The organism is Cytobacillus solani, assembly GCF_001420595.1.
Lineage (GTDB): Bacteria > Bacillota > Bacilli > Bacillales > Cytobacillaceae > Cytobacillus > Cytobacillus solani.
The window spans coordinates 1-1,642 of the sequence record NZ_LJIX01000002.1; the positions used below are offsets into that span (position 1 = coordinate 1).

Here is a 1,642-nt window from a genome sequence, read left to right on the forward strand (position 1 = left end):
ACTAGTAGCAACAGCAAGCAATGCAGATAAAATCTGCATCGGCTATCAATCAACAAACTCCACAGAAACTGTGGACACACTAACAGAAAACAATGTCCCTGTGACACATGCCAAAGAACTGCTCCACACAGAGCATAATGGGATGCTGTGTGCAACAAGCTTGGGACAACCTCTTATTTTGGACACCTGCACCATTGAAGGGCTAATCTATGGCAATCCTTCTTGTGATCTATCGCTGGAAGGAAGAGAATGGTCCTATATCGTCGAGAGACCATCAGCTGTTAACGGATTGTGTTACCCCGGGAATGTAGAAAATCTAGAAGAGCTAAGGTCACTTTTTAGTTCTGCTAGGTCTTACCAAAGAATCCAGATTTTCCCAGACACAATCTGGAATGTGTCTTACGATGGGACAAGCACAGCATGCTCAGGTTCATTCTACAGAAGCATGAGATGGTTGACTCGAAAGAACGGCGATTACCCTATCCAAGACGCTCAATACACAAATAATCAAGGGAAGAACATTCTTTTCATGTGGGGCATAAATCACCCACCCACCGATACTACGCAGAGAGATCTGTACACGAGAACCGACACAACAACGAGTGTGGCAACAGAAGAAATAAATAGGATCTTCAAACCATTGATAGGACCAAGGCCTCTTGTCAACGGTTTGATGGGAAGAATTCATTATTATTGGTCTGTATTGAAACCGGGACAAACACTGCGAATAAAATCTGATGGGAATCTAATAGCTCCATGGTATGGACACATTCTTTCAGGAGAGAGCCATGGAAGAATTCTGAAGACTGATTTAAAAAGAGGTAGCTGCACAGTGCAATGTCAGACAGAGAAAGGTGGCTTAAACACAACACTGCCATTCCAAAATGTAAGTAAGTATGCATTTGGAAACTGTTCAAAATACATTGGCATAAAGAGTCTCAAACTTGCAGTTGGTCTGAGGAATGTGCCTTCTAGATCTAGTAGAGGGCTATTCGGGGCCATAGCAGGGTTTATAGAGGGAGGTTGGTCAGGACTAGTTGCTGGTTGGTATGGGTTCCAGCATTCAAATGACCAAGGGGTTGGTATGGCAGCAGATAGAGACTCAACCCAAAAGGCAATTGATAAAATAACATCCAAAGTGAATAATATAGTCGACAAAATGAACAAGCAGTATGAAATCATTGATCATGAATTCAGTGAGGTAGAAACTAGACTTAACATGATCAATAATAAGATTGATGATCAAATCCAAGATATATGGGCATATAATGCAGAATTACTAGTCCTGCTTGAAAACCAGAAAACACTCGATGAGCATGACGCAAATGTAAACAATCTATATAATAAAGTAAAGAGGGCGTTGGGTTCCAATGCGGTGGAAGATGGGAAAGGATGTTTCGAGCTATATCACAAATGTGATGACCAATGCATGGAGACAATTCGGAACGGGACCTACAACAGAAGGAAATATCAAGAGGAGTCAAAATTAGAAAGACAGAAAATAGAGGGGGTCAAGCTGGAATCTGAAGGAACTTACAAAATCCTCACCATTTATTCGACTGTTGCCTCATCTATTGTGATTGCAATGGGGTTTGCTGCCTTCTTGTTCTGGGCCATGTCCAATGGGTCTTGCAGATGCAAC

At 42.0% G+C, this 1,642-nt stretch carries 1 protein-coding gene; it reads left to right on the forward strand.

The window, feature by feature from the left end; translation table 11 throughout:
• A partial coding sequence (locus AN957_RS00010; RefSeq protein ID WP_156341108.1) for a hemagglutinin occupies positions 1-1,642 on the forward strand: 1,642 nt, incomplete at both ends.